Below are 17,035 nucleotides of genomic sequence, written 5' to 3' on the forward strand. Positions count from 1 at the left end.
CATGAGCACTGATGTGAACGTCAAGATGGACGCCATTCCCGGCCTCGACCCGAACGCCATGCCGCTGCAGGTGAAGGACCTCCACGTGGAGTTCCGGACCCGCAACGGCATCGCCCACGCGGTCAACGGTGTCAGCTTCGACCTGCAACCAGGCGAGACCCGAGCGATCCTCGGTGAGTCCGGCTGCGGCAAGAGCGTCACCGCCCAGGCCATCATGGGCATCCTGGACACCCCGCCCGGGTTCGTCACCGGCGGTGAGATCCTCTACCGCGGTGTCGACCTGCTCAAGCTGCCCGAGGCGCAGCGCCGCAAGGTACGTGCGAACAAGATCGCCATGATCTTCCAGGACGCGCTCTCCGCGCTGAACCCGGTCTTCACCGTCGGGTTCCAGCTCGGTGAGCTGTTCCGCAAGCACCGGGGCATGTCCCGCAAGGACGCCAAGGCCCGCTCGATCGAGCTGCTCGACCTGGTCAAGATCCCGGCGGCCCGGCAGCGGGTGAACGAGTACCCGCACCAGTTCTCCGGTGGCATGCGGCAGCGCGTGATGATCGCGATGGCGCTCGCCCTCGACCCCGAGGTGCTGATCGCCGACGAGCCGACCACCGCGCTGGACGTCACCGTGCAGGCGCAGATCATGGCGCTGCTGGCCGAACTCCAGCGGGAACGGAACATGAGCCTGGTGCTGATCACGCACGACATGGGCGTGGTCGCGGACGTCGCGGACCGGATCTCGGTGATGTACGCCGGTCGGGTCATCGAGGAGGCGCCGGTCAACGACATCTACGCCAGCCCGGCCCACCCGTACACCAAGGGCCTGCTGGAGTCGATTCCGCGACTGGACCTCAAGGGCCAGGAGCTGAGCGCCATCAAGGGGCTGCCGCCGGTGCTGACGAACATCCCCCGGGGATGCGCGTTCAACCCGCGGTGCCGTTACGCGCAGGACGTCTGCCGCCACGACCCGCCGGTGCCGCTGTACCAGGTGTCGTCGGCCCGGACCGCGGCCTGCCACTTCTGGAAGGAGGTCAAGGGCGATGAGTGACTACGTACTGGAAACCCGTGACCTGGTGAAGCACTTCCCCCTCAGCCAGGGGATCGTCTTCAAGAAGCAGGTCGGCGCGGTCCGCGCGGTGGACGGGATCAACCTGCAGCTGCGCCGGGGCGAGACCCTCGGCATCGTCGGGGAGTCCGGCTGCGGCAAGTCCACGCTGGCCCGCATGCTGGTCGGCCTGGAGACGCCGACCTCCGGCGACCTGTTCGTCCAGGGCAAGAACATGGCGAAGATGGGCGGCGCCGAGCGGCGTCGCGGCCGGCGCAACATCCAGCTGGTCATGCAGGATCCGTACACCTCGCTGAACCCCCGGATGACCGTCGGCGACATCGTCGGCGAGCCGTTCGAGGTACACACCGATGTGCTGCCGCGCGACAAGCGGCGGGCGCGGGTGCAGGAACTGCTGGCGCTGGTCGGTCTCAACCCCGACCACATCAACCGGTACCCGCACCAGTTCTCCGGCGGCCAGCGGCAGCGGATCGGCATCGCCCGGGCGCTCGCGCTGAACCCGGAGATCATCCTCTGCGACGAGCCGGTCTCCGCACTGGACGTGTCCATCCAGGCGCAGGTGATCAACCTGCTGGAGAAGCTCCAGGACGAGCTGGGTCTGTCGTACATCTTCATCGCGCACGACCTGTCCGTGGTGCGGCACATCGCCGACCGGGTCGCCGTGATGTACCTCGGCAAGGTCGTGGAGATCGGCACCGAGGACGAGATCTACGAGAACCCGACCCACCCGTACACCCAGGCGCTGCTCTCGGCGGTGCCGGTTCCGGACCCCAGGCTTCGCGGTCTGCGGGACCAGATCGTCCTGACCGGTGACGTGCCGTCGCCGGCGAACCCGCCGTCGGGTTGCCGGTTCCGGACCCGCTGCTGGAAGGCCCAGGACATCTGCGCCGAGAAAGAGCCGGTGCTGGAGCCCCAGGCCAAGTCGCCGCACCCGAGCGCTTGCCACTTCGCCGAGGTACGCGACGTGGTGCACGCGGCCGAGTAGCCGCCCAGGCGCCGCCGCCCGGCCACCGCAGACCGGACCGGCGGTGAAAGGTAGTGCCTCCTCAGTGATCCGGGGCGTCGACCGCACAACGGTCGGCGCCCCGGTCCTCGTTCCGGCGGCCCTCCGGTCGAGGCGTCGACGCGGCTGGTCGGGAGTGTGCTGCGCCGGCCGGGCGTCGGCGCGGCTCGCGGAAGGGTGGGCCGCTCCCGCCGGGCGTCGGCGCTGGCCGCCGAGATGCGGCCCTCCGGCCGGGACGTCAGAGCGGGCCGCGGCCGGCCCGGAGCAGCAACAGGGCGACCTGGGTGCCGTCCGCGCCGAGAGCGGTGCGGAACCGCTCCAGGATCTCCTGCTCGCGGGAGAGCACCAGTCGGGTGCCGCCGGAGGCCATCCTCGTCGCGCCGACCTCCTGGGACAGCCGGGCGCGCTCCAGCCAGAGCTCGATCAACTGACCGTCGATCTCGTCGATACGCCGCCGGGTCTCGGCGATCCGGGCCGCAGCCAGCGGCTCCGCGGTGCCGGTTCGGGGATCGCCCGGATCGCTCCCGGTGCCCTCGGCCTGCGGGCGTGCCAGGCTGCCGTTCGATTCCGCCACGTCTGTCATCATCGTCGTACCCCTCGGACGTCGTGCCCGGTGCCCGGATCCCGGGACGAAAAAGCCCCGGGCTCGGGAGCCCGGGGCTTTTCGCAGGTCTAGTCGATCAGGCGCGACCTACGGCTGCCGGACTCCCGGTGCCGTAGTAAAAGTAGAAGCGCTGATCGAACACGTCGTCGAGTATGCCGCGCGGGAGGCGGGCCGCGCAAGGAAACGTGTTAACAAGGGCCCCCTGCTCTACCGGAGGCGTTAACAAGGGGCCCTTCCTTACCCGTGGGTGTGGGTGGGCGGGATCGTCGGTCGGGCGGCATAGACTCGCCGTGCGATGCATCCTCTCTTCGACATCCCCGTGTCCCCGCCCGCGCCCGAGTCCGCGCCGGAGCCCGCCCGGACCCCGCCCCGCCGGCCCGGGCCGTCCGCGCACCTCGACCCGCGGCAACTGGTCGACGGGCTCAACGGGCCCCAGCGCGACGCGGTCACCCATTCCGGCTCGCCGCTGCTGATCGTGGCCGGTGCCGGGTCGGGCAAGACCCGGGTGCTCACCCACCGGATCGCCTACCTGCTCGCCGCCCGGGACGTGCACCCGGGCGAGATCATCGCGATCACCTTCACCAACAAGGCCGCCGGTGAGATGAAGGAACGGGTGGCGCACCTGGTGGGTCCGCGCGCCCGGTTGATGTGGGTGTCGACGTTCCACTCCGCGTGCGTCCGGATCCTGCGCGCCGAGCACGAGCACGCCGGGCTGAAGTCCACCTTCTCGATCTACGACGCGGACGACTCCCGCCGGCTGATGCAGATGGTGACCCGCGAGCTGGATCTCGACCCGAAGCGCTATCCGGCGCGCGGCCTGGCCGCCCAGGTGTCCAACCTGAAGAACGAGCTGGTCGACCCGGAGGAGTTCGCCGGCCGCGCCAAGGGCCCCAACGAGCGGGCGCTGGCCGAGGCCTACACGCTCTACCAGCGGCGGCTACGCGAGGCGCACGCGCTGGACTTCGACGACCTGATCATGACCACGGTGCACCTGCTCCAGTCACGTCCGCACGTCGCGGAGAGCTACCGCCGGCGGTTCCGGCACGTGCTGGTCGACGAGTACCAGGACACCAACCACGCGCAGTACGTGCTGATCAAGGAGCTGGTCGCCGGCACCGAAGGGCTGGAGCCGGCGGAGCTGTGCGTGGTCGGTGACGCCGACCAGTCGATCTACGCGTTCCGGGGCGCCACGATCCGCAACATCCTGGAGTTCGAGCGGGACTTCGGCGACGCCCGGACGATCCTGCTGGAGCAGAACTACCGCTCCACCCAGACCATCTTGAACGCCGCCAACGCGGTGATCGACCGCAACACCTCGCGCAAGCCCAAGCGGCTGTGGAGCGAGGCGGGCGCCGGGGAACCGATCGTCGGTTACGTCGCCGACACCGAGCACGCCGAGGCCGACTGGGTGGGCCGGGAGGTCGACCGCCTGGTGGACGAGGGGGACACCCGCCCCGCCGACGTCGCGGTCTTCTATCGCACCAACGCCCAGTCCCGGGTCTTCGAGGAGGTGTTCATCCGGGTCGGCCTGCCCTACAAGGTGGTCGGCGGGGTGCGCTTCTACGAGCGCAAGGAGGTCCGCGACGCGCTGGCCTACCTGCGCGCGGTGGTCAACGACGACGACACGGTGAGCCTGCGCCGGATCCTGAACACCCCGCGCCGCGGCATCGGCGACCGCGCCGAGGCCTGCGTGGAGGCGCTCTCCAGCCGGGACCGGATCTCCTTCGGCGCGGCCCTGCGCCGGGCGAAGGAAGCCCCGGGCATCTCCACCCGGGCCGCCAACGGCATCGGGGAGTTCGTCGCCCTGCTCGACGGGGCGCGGGAGTTGGCCGACACCGGCACCCCGGAGGAGGTGCTGGAGGCGTTGCTCACCCGCTCGGGCTACCTGACCGAGCTGGAGGAGAGCCTGGACCCGCAGGACGCCGGCCGGGTCGACAACCTCCAGGAACTGGTCAGCGTCGCCCGGGAATACACCGAGCGCGTCGAGGCGACCGGCGCCGACGGCGAGCGGGCCACCCTCGCCGGCTTCCTGGAGCAGGTCGCGCTGGTCGCCGACGCCGACCAGATCCCCGCCGAGGACCCCGACCACCAGGGCGTGGTCACCCTGATGACCCTGCACACCGCGAAGGGCCTGGAGTTCCCGGTGGTCTTCCTGACCGGCCTGGAGGACGGCGTCTTCCCGCACCTGCGTTCGCTGGGCGACACCCGCGAGCTGGAGGAGGAGCGGCGACTGGCGTACGTCGGCATCACCCGGGCCCGGCAGCGGCTCTACCTCTCCCGGGCGGTCACCCGCTCGGCCTGGGGGCAGCCGGCCTACAACCCGCCCTCGCGGTTCCTGGAGGAACTGCCGACCGAGTTGGTGCGCTGGGAGCGCACCGAAGGGTCGTACACCTCGTGGGCCGGCGGAGGCGGTGGCGTCGGCGGACGTGCGGACCGGGTGTCCGGCGGGCGCGGCGGCTTCACCGGCGGCACGCCCCGCGCGGAGCAACTGGCCCGGCGGATCGGCGTCGACGCGAGCCGGCTGACCACGGCCAGCGAGCTGCCGCAGGGTCCGAAGGTGGCGGTCGGGGACCGGGTCAACCACCAGCGGTACGGCCTGGGTCGGGTGCTCGCCGTCGAGGGGCACGGCCCCGGGGCGCGGGCACAGATCGACTTCGGTGACCAGACGATGTGGTTGGTGCTGCGGCACGCCCCGATCGACAAGCTCTGACCGGGCCGGTGACGCGGTGCGGCTACGTCGGGCGTGGTTGACCGGTGCGGCGACGGCCACCCTCATGGTCGCTGGTGGTGTCGCGATCAATCAGGTTCTGGACAACGGCGAGTGGAGTTTGCCCTGGCTTCTCGCCGCGCTGATGGTCACGCTGCTGACCACCCTGCTCACCTCCCGAGAGACCGGCCCCGACCAGGAGCAGGAGGGCAATCGGCTAGCGCGAGCGGTCCCCGCACCAACCAGGCGCCTTGTGGCCCTGGTCGGGGTCGTTGCCGTCCTGACCCCGCCGGGGGTGTACGCCGCACACCTGTTCGGCACGCCGAGGGTCGAGGAGTGGGACGACACCCGGTATCCGCAGGAGATCAAGTCGATCTTCGACATGCCTGCGCCTGGCCAGCTTCTCGACCCGGTGTTCGGTCAGCCGAAAGCCGCGTGGACGACAGCCATCAAGGGTGGTGAGTCGCATGTCGTCGGCGGGGATTCCAACATTGTCGTGCTCCGTAATGGCACCCACCTGTTCGGCCTCGACATGAGGACGGGAGCGCACCACTGGCTTGTCGACCTGCACGAGTCCACCGCATCGTGCGCCGTCCGGGAGAACCGGATCGCCTGTGTGGCGCCCACCGGGAGGGATTCCGCCGTCTTCTTCCTGGACGCGGGCAGTGGTCAGACCCGGAGGACCGTGAAGGTGCCCAACCGGGAACTGCGCACGATGGTGCTCGCCGACGACCGCTTCATCGCGGTGACGCAGTGGCCGGCCAGCGACAGAGGATTCGCCGCCGGATACACGACCGAGGGCGACCAGATCTGGACCCGGGAGGGAAACGCGGGGATGTACGTGTCGGCCCAACCGGGGATCCTCGTCGACGCCGGCTCCGACGTGGCCGTGTTCGTCGACACCGCCGATGGCCGTGAACTGGTGCGGTCAGTACGACCCCGGTGGGTCGGCGGCCGCAGTCTGACCTGGCACGTCTTCCGGGACGGTATCGCCATCCAGAACAAGGGTTGGACCGGTGCCGACATCTACGACCTGCACGGAGAGAAGAAGTCTTCGGTGGCCGGTTGGGAGCCGGCGGGTTCATCGGGCCCCTACGGCGCGACCCCGCCGGTGCCGCTGCTGGCCCGCCTCGGTGCCGACGGTCCGCACTATCCGGACCGGCACACGATCGCGGCGGCCAATCCCGCTACCGGGCATCTGCTGTGGCGGGTATCCGGGCCGGCGATATCCATGGACATGGCGACGGTGGGGAACCATCTGATCATCAATGTGGCCGACCCGGATGCGCCCCTCGACGCCTGGGGCGAACCGGAGATCACCAGCCGTGACTTCGTGCGCGTGTACCACTGCATCACAGGCGAGGCCCTGTCGCCGCCGATCGACATGACGAGGCAGTCCTCGGTGGAACCGGACTGGATCGAGTCGGACGGAAGAAGCCTGGTCTATTCGAGCATCGACGACCGCCCAGAATCGCGGCACACAGATCATGTCGTGGTCTCCTACGACATCGAATCGGGTGGAACGCGCTGGGAACTGCCCCTGGCGAGCAGACCTGCCTACGTCGGCGGGGCGGTGGTCGCCGCCGGCGCGCCGGAGAGCATCAGCCTCTTCGGCTGAACCCGGCTCGCCGGCGGCGAGGGCAGATCCAGGTCGTTCGTGGGTCAGCAGCCCACATCGACGCCGCGGGCGCGCAGGAACGGCGCCGGGTCGATCTGGTTCCACATCTGCCCCTGGTGCACCTCGAAGTGCAGGTGCGGGCCGGTGGAGTCGCCGGTGGAGCCCTCCAGTCCGATGGTTTCGCCGGCGCTGACCTTCGCGCCCATGCCGACCGACGCGGTGCTCAGGTGCGCGTAGTGGGTGAGGTAGCCGTTGCCGTGGTCGACGACCACCGAGATGCCGTACCCGTCGCCGACGTCGCCGGCCTTGGTGACGGTGCCACCGAACGCGGCGCGGACCGGGGTGCCGGCGGGCATCGCGAAGTCGATGCCCGCGTGCAGCGCACCCCAGCGCTGGCCGTAGCAGGAGGTGATCTCCGCGCCCTTCATCGGGATGACCCAGGTGGGCTTCGGCGTGGCGGTCTTCTTCGGCTTCGGCTTCGGCTTGGCGGTGGTCGCCCGGGGGCTGGCCTTGGCCGGGGGGCGGGAAGCCGACGCGCTCGGTGTCGGGACCGGGCTGGCCGTGGGGCTGGCCGGTGCGCTCGACTCGCGGGCGGAGCGGTCGGCGCGGGCTGCGGCGTCGACCCGGGACGCGGCGTCGACCGCGGCGGTGGGGGCCGGGTCGTCGTCGGTCGCGCCGGTCACGGCGACGGCGACGCCACCCAGGGCGAGGCCGCCGGCGGCCACCGCGGCGACGATCAGGTGGCGGGTACGCCGTCCGGGTCGCGACCGGTGCCGACCGGGGGTGTCGGGGGTGTTCTCGTTCGGGATGAAGTTGTCTTCCTGCACGGCGGACCTTCACTGGATCGAGGGGCACTTGACCTCGAAATACTGGTGTCGGCCGAGGTGCGGACGGGTACCGGGACCAGGGTGCCGGCCGACTTCTCGCCGTCGCGCTGCCGCCTCTGTCCGGGAAATCGCCTCGGCGTCCGGTCGGGCCACCCGGGGGCTAGGTGCGCTGCGTCACACCTTCGCCTGTGACCTGGAAGACATCGTCCGGGAGTGGGAGACGAAAAACCGCCCGGATCGAGCGATCCGGGCGGTCAACGGGCGATACGGAGCGTCAGGAAGCCGCTACCTCGCTGTAGATATCTTCGGTCTGGAGCTTGATGTCCACTCCGCGCTCCATCAGGTACGGCACCGGGTCGCGCGGCTCGCCCTTGACATGGATCTCCAGGTGCAGGTGGGAGCCGTAGGCGTGCCCGGTCATGCCCACCAGGCCGAGCTGGTCGCCGGCCTTGACCTGCTGACCCTCGCGGACGCTGACCGCCGACGAGTGGCCGTAGATCGCCTCGCTGCCGTCGGCGTGCTGGACGATCACCGCGTAGCCGTAGCCGCCGAACCAGCCGGCCTTGGTGACCATGCCGTCGTGGACGGAGACGTAGGGCGTGCCCTCGGGGACGACCAGGTCGACGCCGGTGTGCAGCTTGCCCCACCGCATGCCGTACGGGGAGTTGAAGTCGAAGGCCTGGAGGGGGAGCCGCCAGATGCCGGGCTCGGCGACCTCCGCGGCTTCGCCACGGTCGCTGTCCCGGGAGGCGCGGTCCGCGGCCTCGGCGCGCTCCGCGGTGCCCTGGTCGAGGGTCGAGGCGGCCTTGAGCTCGTCGAGGACCGACGGGCTGACGCTCTTGGCGTCCGGCATCGCGCCGGCGCCGAGCGCGACGACACCGGCACCGACGAAGGCGGTGGTGATGACGGCGGCGTAGCGGCTCCGGGGTGGGGTGGGCACGCGGCGACGACCGCGATATCGATCGGGCTCAGACGACAGGCGCTGGCGCACGCACACCCTCCGTTGTCGGGGTTCCGAAGCGGACCGCCGACGTCCGTGACGCTGTGGTGAACGTCGGCTGACCGCGTCGTCACCCGTCCGTGGACCTGATGACAACCGTGGACACGGTAGCCAACCGCCACGCCCGTCACAAGCCGAAGCGCCGAATCGATGCTGCGTTCTGTCCCTTTGCGTCCATGATTGTCATGGGTCGTACCGGGGAAATGGTGCCCCAGTCATCGCCCGTTCGTTGCTTTCCGTGACCGAACGGCGGAGTCGTCCCGCTTGACGGACAGGGGTGACCCACTGCCTTCGCCCGCGCCGGAGCGGGCGACGCGGGCCGCCCGGATTTCCCGGGCCGGCCGGGCCGGGTTACCGTTCGTTCAGGTCAAGCCGCGAAGCCGGTGAAAGGGATGCGCAGATGAGCTCTCGTGTTCGGGTCGTCGTCGCCAAGCCGGGCCTGGACGGCCACGACCGTGGCGCCAAGGTGGTGGCGCGTGCCCTCCGGGACGCCGGTATGGAGGTCATCTACACCGGCCTGCACCAGACCCCGGAACAGATCGTGGAGACCGCGATCCAGGAGGACGCCGACGCGGTCGGGCTTTCCGTGCTCTCCGGCGCGCACATGACGCTGTTCCGCCGGGTGCTGGAACTGCTCGGTGAGCGGGACGCCCGCGACATCGTGGTGTTCGGCGGCGGCATCATCCCGGAGGCCGACATCCCGGAGCTGCGCAAGCTCGGAGTGGCCAAGATCTTCACGCCGGGCGCGACCACCGCGTCGATCGTCGAGTGGGTACGCGAGAACGTGGCCCAGCCGGTCGGCTGAACGCCGGGCGGGACGACCGCCCGCGCGGGGCGAGGGCTGATTTCGGACAGGGTGAGGGGCCGGACGCACCCCTCACACGTCCGGCCCCTCTATGCACGATGCCCCGCCGCCACCCCTCGACCGACAGGGCATCGGCCGTCTCCCGCCGTCGCGCTGGATCAGCGCTCCGACACCTGACTCAACGAGGCCCCATCAGCGGGGTTACGCACCGGGCACAACATCGCCCGGACGGCTGACCTGCCCACCCGTTCTGCCCGGGACCGGCGCGCCGGCGGGCCGGTTGTGCATTACCGCACACCGCGCACCCGCTCGGTTGCCGGTGGTCGCCACCTCGCTAGGCTGCGCCCAATGGCCTGTTTCAACTGATGACAGGCGTCAAACTGTTTTCCATAACGCTGGTGGCGGCGCGACGGCGCGCCGCGGAGACGGGACGGGACGCGCAATCGTGGACCTGTACGAGTACCAGGGGCGGGACCTGTTCGAACGGCACGGCTTGCCCGTGCTCGCCGGCGGCGTCGCCACGACCCCGGAGGAGGCCCGCGCGATCGCCGAACGCCTCGGCGGTCGGGTGGTCGTCAAGGCGCAGGTGAAGGTCGGCGGCCGAGGCAAGGCCGGCGGCGTCAAGCTCGCCGAGGGCCCGGATGAGGCGGTGGCCCGGGCCACCGACATCCTCGGCATGGACATCAAGGGCCACACCGTCCACAAGGTCATGATCACGGTGACCGCGGACGTGGCCGAGGAGTACTACTTCTCGTACCTGCTCGACCGGGCGAACCGCACCTTCCTCTGCATCGCCAGCGTCGCCGGCGGCATGGACATCGAGCAGGTCGCCGCCGACACCCCGGACAAGGTCGTGAAGGCGCCGATCGACGCCAACACCGGCGTCGACGAGGCGAAGGCGCGGGAGATCGTCGCCGCGGCCGGCTTCCCGGCCGAGGTCGCCGACCAGGTCGTCGACGTCGCCGTGGGCCTGTGGCGGGCCTTCGTCGCCGAGGACGCCACGCTGGTCGAGGTGAACCCCCTCGCGACGACGAGCGACGGCACGCTGCTGCTGCTCGACGCCAAGATCACCCTGGACGAGAACGCCGCGTTCCGGCACCCGGACCACGAGGCGCTGGTCGACCAGGCCGCGGTGGACCCGCTGGAACAGGCCGCCAAGGCGAAGGACCTCAACTACGTCAAGCTCGACGGCGAGGTCGGCATCATCGGCAACGGCGCGGGCCTGGTCATGTCCACGCTCGACGTGGTCGCGTATGCCGGTGAGGGGCACGGTGGCGTCAAGCCGGCCAACTTCCTCGACATCGGCGGTGGCGCCAGCGCCGAGGTGATGGCGAACGGGCTGGAGATCGTCCTGTCCGACCCGTCGGTGAAGAGCGTGTTCGTCAACGTCTTCGGCGGCATCACCGCCTGCGACGCCGTGGCCAACGGCATCGTGCAGGCGCTGGACCTGCTGGAGCAGCGGGGCGAGAAGGCCACCAAGCCGCTCGTCGTCCGCCTCGACGGCAACAACGCCGAAGCCGGTCGGGCGATCCTCGACGGCGCGAACAACCCGCTGATCCAGCGGGTCGACACCATGGACGGCGCGGCCGAGCGGGCCGCCGAGCTGGCAGCTGCGGGGGTCTGATCATGGCTATCTGGCTGACCAAGGACTCGAAGGTCATCGTGCAGGGGATGACCGGTTCCGAGGGGTCCAAGCACACCCGGCGGATGCTCGCCGCGGGCACCAACGTGGTCGGCGGCGTCAACCCGCGCAAGGCCGGCACCACCGTCGACTTCGACGGCACCGAGCTGCCGGTCTTCGCCTCCGTCTCCGACGCGATGAAGGAGACCGGGGCCGACGTCACCGTCATCTTCGTGCCGCCGCAGTTCACCAAGGGCGCGGTCGTCGAGGCCATCGACGCCGGCATCGCTCTCGCCGTGGTGATCACCGAGGGCGTGCCGGTGCACGACTCCGCCGCGTTCTGGGCGTACAACGTGGCGCGGGGCGAGCGGACCCGGATCATCGGCCCGAACTGCCCCGGCATCGCCTCGCCGGGCGCCGCCAACGCCGGCATCATCCCGGCCGACATCACCGGCTCCGGCCGCATCGGCCTGGTCAGCAAGAGTGGCACGCTGACCTACCAGATGATGTACGAGCTGCGCGACATCGGCTTCTCCACCTGCGTCGGCATCGGCGGTGACCCGATCATCGGCACCACCCACATCGACGCGCTCGCCGCGTTCGAGGCCGACCCGGAGACCGACGCGATCGTCATGATCGGTGAGATCGGCGGCGACGCCGAGGAGCGGGCCGCCGAGTTCATCAAGGCCAACGTCACCAAGCCGGTGGTCGGCTACATCGCCGGCTTCACCGCTCCGCCCGGCAAGACCATGGGTCACGCCGGCGCGATCATCTCCGGCTCGGCCGGCACCGCGGACGCCAAGAAGGCGGCCCTGGAGGCCGTCGGCGTGAAGGTCGGCAAGACCCCGACCGAGACCGCCAAGCTGATGCGGGAGATCATGTCCGCGGGCTGACCCCGAGGCGTACGCGGAGAGGGCCGACCGGCTTCCGGTCGGCCCTCTCAGTCGTTGTAGAGCGGGTAGTTGCCGCCGGCCCAGAGGATCCCGCTGCCGATGATGTTGATCACGCCGAAGGCGATGGCGAGGTAACCCAGCACCGGCGACTGGCCGTAGCGCTTCGCGTCGCGGATCGACAGGTAGCCGAAGATGATGCCCAGGATGCCGCAGCAGAGCAGGCCGAGGATGATGCCCAGCACACCCCAGAGGGTGGTGCGGTCCCGGCCGGCGGCGGGCGGCGGCGGGGGTGGCGGGTACGCGGTGTTCACGACGTGCCTCCGAAGCGTCGGTGCCGTGCGGCCGTCCTCCCCGGGCCGACGCTAGACCGGATCCCCGGATCCCCGACGGCGGATCAGCGAACTCGTAGCCGGTCGGGGGTGGTATCGGACTGCCGTCGCCGGTGCGGCGTGCCAGAGTAGACCCCGATGTCGTCCGTCACCCCCGATCAGCCCAGAAGTGCCGCCCCACGGGTCGGCGCCGGACCCCGGCCGCCCGGCCGCCCCGGCTCCGCCCGGCGGGTGCCCGCGCCCCGCTCCGGTGAGCCGGCCCGGCGCCGCGCGCCGCTCGCCGTGGCCGCCGCGGTGGCCGCCGGTGGTGCCGCGCTCACCTCCTGGCTGCCGGTCGCGTTCGTGTTCTGGCTGTTCCAGCTCAGCGAGGACGCCGCCTCGCTGACCGGCGCGCTGCGCGCCGGGCTGGCCGGCTGGCTGCTCGGCCACGGGGTGCCGCTGACCACCGTCGCCGGCCCGTTCGGCCTGGCCCCCCTCGCGTTGACCGCACTGGCGCTGTGGCGGCTCACCCGGGCCGGGGTGCACACCAGCCGGGCCGTCGGGGCGCGCGGCGCCCGGTCGCCGCGCCGGGCACTCATCGTCGCCGGTGCGGTCGGCGTCGCGTACGCGGTGCTCGGTGTGCTGGCCGCGCTGCTGGTCGGCACCGGCGGCACCGGCGTCTCCCCGGTCCGGGCCGGCCTGACCCTCGCGGTGGTCGGCACGCTCGCCGCGCTGGTCGGCGCGGCCCGGACCGTCGGCGTGGCCGGCCTCTTCGCCGAGCGGGCCGCCGCACCGCTGCGCGACGGGGTACGCACCGGTCTGGTCGCCGGGCTGCTGCTGCTCGGCGCCGGGGCCGGCGCGGCCGGACTTGCCGTGGCCACCGGGGGCGGTGACGCCGCCGACCTGATCGGCGCCTACCGCACCGGGGTCGCCGGGCAGGCCGGCATCACGCTGGTCAGCCTCGCCTACGCGCCGAACGCGGCGATCTGGTCGACCAGCTACCTGCTCGGGCCGGGCTTCGCCGTGGGCACCGACACCGCCGTCCGCACCAGCGAGGTGTCGGTCGGCGCGCTGCCCGCCGTCCCGCTGCTGGCCGGCCTGCCCCGCGGGCCGGTCGACGGCCTCGGCGCCGGGTTGCTCGCGGTGCCGGTCCTGGCCGGGATGATCGCCGGCTGGCTGCTCGCGCGACGGCTGCTCCGGTTGGCCGCCGACGAGCGCACCCCACCGCCCTGGCGTCCGGTGCTGGTGCCGGCGGTGCTCGCCGGGCCGGTCGCCGGCCTGCTGCTGGGACTCGCCGCCGCGGCCTCCGCCGGGCCGCTCGGCGCCGGCCGGCTGGCTCAGGTCGGGCCGGTCGCCTGGCAGGTGGGGGCCGTCGCCGCCGCGATCACCGCGGTGGGCGCCGTGCTCGGGGCCGCCGCGACCCGGGTCCTCGTCCGCCCCCGCGACCCGGGCCCGCCGCCGCGACCCCGGGCCGCCCGCCGGTGATCCGGTCGGCCGGTCAGAACGTGCTCGGCACCGCGGAGGCGATGGCCAGGACCAGGTAGATCGCACCCAGCACCACGGCGATGCCGCCGCAGATGAGACCGGCGAGGGCCTGGCCGTTGTTGGCGGCGAGCCCGCGGTCGGCCTTCTGCTTGCCCAGCCACCCGGTCACCAGGGCGGCGATACCCAGCGGGATGCCCAGGTGGCAGCAGGCCAGCGGGATCGAGGCGATGCCGAGGATCATCGCGACCAGACCCAGGGTGTTCTGCTGGCCGGCCGGCGACGGGTAGCCCGCGTTCGGGTACATCGGCGTCCCGCCGTACGGATCCTGGTAGGGCTGCTGCGGGTACGGCTGCTGGCCGTAGGACTGCGCGGCGTACGGGTCCTGGTACGGCTGCTGGCCGTACGGCTGTTGACCGTAGGGCTGGGCGGCGTACGGGTCCTGGTAGGGCTGCTGGCCGTAGGGCTGCCCGGAGGTGGGTGGCGGCGCGTACGGGTCGTGGTGGGGTTGGTGGCCGTACGGGTCCGACGGGGGCGGCGGCGGGGCGGTCGGGTCGTGGTGGGGCTGCTGGCCGTACGGGTCCTGACCGGGCTGCATCGCGCCTGCTCCTCGACGGGGGACCGGCGTGGGGCGCCGGGTTCGACACGGACGGGTGTCCGGGGCCGGTCGTCCGGCCCGGGCGACGGCAGCGTACCCGGTCGGCGCTCGCCCCGCCCCGGGCGAACGACGGACGCCCGCCGGTCGGGCCGCCCGCCGCGGATCGTGCCGCTTGCGACCCTCCCGCCGCGCGCTGCCCAGCGGCAGGGTCGCCACGGCGCACCGATAGGGTTGCCCGGTGACCGAGCCCGCGTCCGTCGCCCGCATCGTCGTCCTCGTCTCCGGCTCCGGGAGCAACCTCGCGGCCCTGCTCGACGCGTGCGCCGACCCCGGGTACGGCGCCCGGGTGGTGGCCGTGGGGGCTGACCGCGAGGGCATCGCCGGCCTGGACCGGGCCGCCGCCGCCGGAGTGCCGACCTTCGTCGACCGGGTGCCGGACCACCCCACCCGGGAGGACTGGGACAAGGCGCTGACCGCGCACGTCGCCGAGCACGAGCCCGACCTGGTGGTCTCCGCCGGCTTCCTGAAGCTGGTCGGCCCGCACTTCCTGGCCGCGTTCGGGGGCCGCTACCTGAACACGCACAACACTCTGCTGCCGGCGTTCCCCGGCATCCACGGCCCCCGGGACGCCCTCGCGTACGGGGTGAAGGTCACCGGGGCCACGCTCTTCTTCGTCGACGCCGGCATGGACACCGGCCCGATCGTCGCGCAGGTCGCCGTGCCGGTACGCGACGACGACGACGTCGAGACGCTCACCGAGCGCATCAAGGAAGCCGAGCGGCGTCAGCTCGTCGAGCAGGTGGGCCGACTGGTCCGCGAAGGTTGGACGATCACCGGAAGGAAGGTCACGGTTCCGTGAGTGCCACTGAGGGCGAGCGCCGCCCGATCCGTCGGGCGCTGGTCAGCGTCTACGACAAGAGCGGTCTGGTCGAGCTGGCCCGAGCCCTGCACGGGGCCGGCGTGGAGATCGTCTCGACCGGGAGCACGGCGTCGACCATCGCCTCCGCCGGGGTTCCGGTGACCGCGGTGGAGACGGTCACCGGCTTCCCGGAGATCCTCGACGGGCGGGTCAAGACCCTGCACCCGAAGATCCACGGCGGTCTCCTGGCCGACCTGCGAAAGGACGCGCACGCCGCGCAGCTCGACGAGCACGGCATCGCCGGGATCGACCTGCTGGTCTCCAACCTGTACCCGTTCCAGGCCACCGTCGCCTCCGGCGCCAGCCAGGACGAGTGCGTCGAGCAGATCGACATCGGTGGTCCGGCGATGGTCCGGGCCGCCGCCAAGAACCACGCCTCGGTGGCGGTGGTCACCGATCCGGCCGCGTACCCGGAGCTGGTGGCCGCGCTCGACGCGGGCGGCTTCACGCTGACGCAGCGCCGGGCGCTCGCGGCCCGCGCGTTCGCCGACATCGCCGAGTACGACGTGGCCGTCGCCGACTGGTTCGCCGCCACCCTCGCGCCGGCCGCCGACGGCTGGCCCCGCTTCGCCGGGTCGGCCCTGCGCCGGCAGGCGGTGCTGCGCTACGGCGAGAACCCGCACCAGGAGGCCGCGCTCTACACCGACCCGAGCAGCCCGGCCGGCCTGGCGCAGGCCGAGCAGTTGCACGGCAAGGAGATGTCGTACAACAACTACGTCGACGCGGACGCCGCCTGGCGGGCGGCGAACGACTTCGCCGACCAGCCCGCGGTGGCGATCATCAAGCACGCCAACCCGTGTGGCATCGCGGTCGGGGTGGACGTGGCCGAGGCGCACCGCCGGGCCCACGAGTGCGACCCGGTCTCCGCCTTCGGCGGGGTGATCGCGGTCAACCGGCCCGTCTCGGATGAGATGGCGCGGCAGGTCGCGGAGATCTTCACCGAGGTCGTCGTCGCCCCGGAGTTCGAGTCGGGTGCGTTGGCGATCCTCCGGGCGAAGAAGAACGTCCGGCTGCTGCGAGCGCCCGCGTACGCTCCGACGCCTGTCGAGTCGCGGGAGGTCACCGGCGGCGTGCTGATCCAGGTGCGGGACCGGATCGACGCGCCGGGGGACGACCCGGCGAACTGGCGGCTGGCCACCGGCGAGCCCGCCGACGAGGTCACCCTGCGGGACCTCGCGTTCGCCTGGCGGGCGGTGCGCGCGGTGAAGAGCAACGCGATCCTGCTGGTCCGCGACGGCGCGACGGTCGGGGTCGGCATGGGCCAGGTCAACCGGGTCGACTCGGCGCACCTGGCGGTGAGCAGGGCCGGCGCCGACCGGGCCCGGGGTTCCGTCGCCGCCTCGGACGCCTTCTTCCCGTTCGCCGACGGTCCGAAGATCCTCATCGACGCGGGCGTGACGGCGATCGTCCAGCCGGGCGGCTCGATCCGCGACGAGGAGGTCATCGCCGCCTGCAAGGAGGCGAACGTCACGATGTACCTGACCAACACCCGCCACTTCTTCCACTGACCGATCGCCGCGCGCCGCGCGCCGCGCGCCGCGGGCCGGTTGCCGCCGCTGCCGCACGCCGGCTGCCGCGTTAGGAAGGGCCCCT

The 17,035-nt window shown here is 71.9% G+C and carries 15 protein-coding genes; 10 read left to right on the forward strand and 5 right to left on the reverse strand.

What is annotated here, in order from left to right; all coding sequences use genetic code 11:
• Nucleotide 1 precedes the first annotated feature (1 nt).
• Together D7223_RS19590 and D7223_RS19595 are read left to right on the forward strand one after the other, a co-directional pair.
• Nucleotides 2–1,039 (forward strand): ABC transporter ATP-binding protein, encoded by a 1,038-nt coding sequence (locus D7223_RS19590; RefSeq protein ID WP_120729843.1) that lies wholly within the window; start codon nt 2–4, stop codon nt 1,037–1,039.
• The gene (locus tag D7223_RS19595; RefSeq protein ID WP_120729844.1) at nt 1,032–2,042 is read left to right on the forward strand and encodes an ABC transporter ATP-binding protein; all 1,011 of its coding nucleotides are present in this window, start codon (nt 1,032–1,034) and stop codon (nt 2,040–2,042) included. Before D7223_RS19590 ends, D7223_RS19595 begins: the two co-directional genes overlap by 8 nt.
• A gap of 256 nt (nt 2,043–2,298) precedes the next feature.
• Here D7223_RS19595 and D7223_RS19600 read toward each other — a convergent pair whose 3' ends face one another.
• Nucleotides 2,299–2,646, reverse strand: a complete 348-nt coding sequence (locus D7223_RS19600; protein ID WP_120729845.1) for a chorismate mutase — start codon at nt 2,644–2,646, stop codon at nt 2,299–2,301.
• 313 nt (nt 2,647–2,959) lie between these two features.
• On the opposite strand from D7223_RS19600, the gene pcrA reads away from it, so the two are divergent.
• On the forward strand, nt 2,960–5,374 hold the full coding sequence (gene pcrA, locus D7223_RS19605; RefSeq protein WP_120729846.1) for a DNA helicase PcrA: 2,415 nt from the start codon (nt 2,960–2,962) through the stop codon (nt 5,372–5,374).
• Between the two features lie 37 nt (nt 5,375–5,411).
• Entirely contained in the window at nt 5,412–6,989 is a 1,578-nt protein-coding gene (locus tag D7223_RS19610) for an outer membrane protein assembly factor BamB family protein (RefSeq protein ID WP_147252680.1), read from the forward strand.
• Nucleotides 6,990–7,033: 44 nt separating this feature from the next.
• Here D7223_RS19610 and D7223_RS19615 read toward each other — a convergent pair whose 3' ends face one another.
• On the reverse strand, nt 7,034–7,816 hold the full coding sequence (locus D7223_RS19615) for a M23 family metallopeptidase (RefSeq protein ID WP_120729848.1): 783 nt from the start codon (nt 7,814–7,816) through the stop codon (nt 7,034–7,036).
• 274 nt (nt 7,817–8,090) lie between these two features.
• Nucleotides 8,091–8,807 (reverse strand): M23 family metallopeptidase, encoded by a 717-nt coding sequence (locus tag D7223_RS19620; RefSeq protein ID WP_120729849.1) that lies wholly within the window; start codon nt 8,805–8,807, stop codon nt 8,091–8,093.
• Nucleotides 8,808–9,216: 409 nt separating this feature from the next.
• Here D7223_RS19620 and D7223_RS19625 point away from each other — a divergent pair, with 409 nt between their 5' ends.
• From D7223_RS19625 to sucD, 3 genes are all read left to right on the forward strand, one after another.
• A complete protein-coding gene (locus tag D7223_RS19625; RefSeq protein WP_120729850.1) occupies nt 9,217–9,621 on the forward strand; it encodes a coenzyme B12-dependent isobutyryl CoA mutase small subunit in 405 nt (134 codons plus the stop codon).
• A gap of 445 nt (nt 9,622–10,066) precedes the next feature.
• Nucleotides 10,067–11,245 carry an ADP-forming succinate--CoA ligase subunit beta gene (gene sucC, locus D7223_RS19630; protein ID WP_120729851.1) on the forward strand — a complete coding sequence of 393 codons (1,179 nt, stop codon included), beginning with the start codon at nt 10,067–10,069 and terminating at the stop codon, nt 11,243–11,245.
• 2 nt (nt 11,246–11,247) lie between these two features.
• Nucleotides 11,248–12,135 carry a succinate--CoA ligase subunit alpha gene (gene sucD / locus D7223_RS19635; RefSeq protein ID WP_120729852.1) on the forward strand — a complete coding sequence of 296 codons (888 nt, stop codon included), beginning with the start codon at nt 11,248–11,250 and terminating at the stop codon, nt 12,133–12,135.
• Between the two features lie 47 nt (nt 12,136–12,182).
• Here sucD and D7223_RS19640 read toward each other — a convergent pair whose 3' ends face one another.
• Nucleotides 12,183–12,446 (reverse strand): DUF4190 domain-containing protein, encoded by a 264-nt coding sequence (locus D7223_RS19640; protein ID WP_120729853.1) that lies wholly within the window; start codon nt 12,444–12,446, stop codon nt 12,183–12,185.
• A 156-nt stretch (nt 12,447–12,602) separates the two neighbouring features.
• On the opposite strand from D7223_RS19640, the gene D7223_RS19645 reads away from it, so the two are divergent.
• Nucleotides 12,603–13,928 carry a cell division protein PerM gene (locus D7223_RS19645; protein ID WP_120729854.1) on the forward strand — a complete coding sequence of 442 codons (1,326 nt, stop codon included), beginning with the start codon at nt 12,603–12,605 and terminating at the stop codon, nt 13,926–13,928.
• Nucleotides 13,929–13,941: 13 nt separating this feature from the next.
• On the opposite strand, the gene D7223_RS19650 is transcribed toward D7223_RS19645, so the two are convergent.
• A complete protein-coding gene (locus tag D7223_RS19650; RefSeq protein WP_120729855.1) occupies nt 13,942–14,523 on the reverse strand; it encodes a DUF4190 domain-containing protein in 582 nt (193 codons plus the stop codon).
• A 238-nt stretch (nt 14,524–14,761) separates the two neighbouring features.
• Here D7223_RS19650 and purN point away from each other — a divergent pair, with 238 nt between their 5' ends.
• Both purN and purH read left to right on the forward strand, forming a co-directional pair.
• The gene (gene purN / locus D7223_RS19655) at nt 14,762–15,382 is read left to right on the forward strand and encodes a phosphoribosylglycinamide formyltransferase (RefSeq protein WP_120729856.1); all 621 of its coding nucleotides are present in this window, start codon (nt 14,762–14,764) and stop codon (nt 15,380–15,382) included.
• Nucleotides 15,379–16,950, forward strand: a complete 1,572-nt coding sequence (purH, locus tag D7223_RS19660) for a bifunctional phosphoribosylaminoimidazolecarboxamide formyltransferase/IMP cyclohydrolase (RefSeq protein WP_120729857.1) — start codon at nt 15,379–15,381, stop codon at nt 16,948–16,950. The genes purN and purH overlap by 4 nt, the downstream gene beginning before the upstream one ends.
• The last annotated feature ends 85 nt before the right edge of the window (nt 16,951–17,035 follow it).

The organism is Micromonospora endolithica (assembly GCF_003626595.1).
Taxonomy (GTDB): Bacteria; Actinomycetota; Actinomycetes; order Mycobacteriales; family Micromonosporaceae; genus Micromonospora; species Micromonospora endolithica.